This window comes from Ferrimonas sp. YIN67 (assembly GCF_057219095.1).
This window is the reverse complement of sequence record NZ_JBXVVJ010000024.1, coordinates 1-736: the sequence shown is the minus strand read 5'-3', so window position 1 is coordinate 736 and position 736 is coordinate 1. Positions and strand designations below refer to the sequence as shown.

7 tRNA genes are annotated in these 736 nt (G+C 52.1%); all 7 read right to left on the bottom strand.

From position 1 onward, the window contains the following. Position 1: 1 nt before the first annotated feature. The 7 genes from AC2D8U_RS21025 to AC2D8U_RS20995 all read right to left on the bottom strand — a co-directional run bounded on the left by AC2D8U_RS21025 (position 2) and on the right by AC2D8U_RS20995 (position 677). Positions 2 to 77 (bottom strand) — tRNA-Phe (locus AC2D8U_RS21025). Positions 78 to 82: 5 nt separating this feature from the next. Then, a tRNA-Asn gene (locus AC2D8U_RS21020) sits at positions 83 to 158 on the bottom strand. Positions 159 to 195: 37 nt separating this feature from the next. Beyond that, positions 196 to 281: transfer RNA gene (locus AC2D8U_RS21015), tRNA-OTHER, on the bottom strand. Positions 282 to 307: 26 nt separating this feature from the next. Continuing rightward, a tRNA-OTHER gene (locus AC2D8U_RS21010) sits at positions 308 to 393 on the bottom strand. A gap of 15 nt (positions 394 to 408) precedes the next feature. Continuing rightward, positions 409 to 494 (bottom strand) — tRNA-OTHER (locus tag AC2D8U_RS21005). A gap of 26 nt (positions 495 to 520) precedes the next feature. After that, positions 521 to 596 (bottom strand) — tRNA-Phe (locus AC2D8U_RS21000). Positions 597 to 601: 5 nt separating this feature from the next. Next, a tRNA-Asn gene (locus tag AC2D8U_RS20995) sits at positions 602 to 677 on the bottom strand. Positions 678 to 736: the final 59 nt, after the last annotated feature.

Genomic DNA, 736 nt, shown 5'->3' with positions numbered 1-736 from the left:
ATGGTGCCTCGTCCCGGAATCGAACCAGGGACACGCGGATTTTCAATCCGCTGCTCTACCAACTGAGCTAACGAGGCAAAAGTGGCTCCCCTTGCTGGACTTGAACCAGCGACATACGGATTAACAGTCCGCCGTTCTACCGACTGAACTAAAGGGGAACAGATTGTTACGTGTTTAGCCTGACGTCTCAGAATATGGTGCCTCGTCCCGGAATCGAGGTAGGGACGCGCGCTGATTCTAAAAGAGTCAATCCGCTGCTCTACCAACCGAGCTAACGAGGCTTTGATGCTTTTCAACACCAAAAATATGGTGCCTCGTCCCGGAATCGAGGTAGGGACGCGCGCTGATTCTAAAAGAGTCAATCCGCTGCTCTACCAACCGAGCTAACGAGGCTTTGATGCTTNAATATGGTGCCTCGTCCCGGAATCGAGGTAGGGACGCGCGCTGATTCTAAAAGAGTCAATCCGCTGCTCTACCAACCGAGCTAACGAGGCTTTGATGCTTTTCAACACCAAAAATATGGTGCCTCGTCCCGGAATCGAACCAGGGACACGCGGATTTTCAATCCGCTGCTCTACCAACTGAGCTAACGAGGCAAAAGTGGCTCCCCTTGCTGGACTTGAACCAGCGACATACGGATTAACAGTCCGCCGTTCTACCGACTGAACTAAAGGGGAACAGATTGTTACGTGTTTAGCCTGACGTCTCAGAATATGGTGCCTCGTCCCGGAATCGA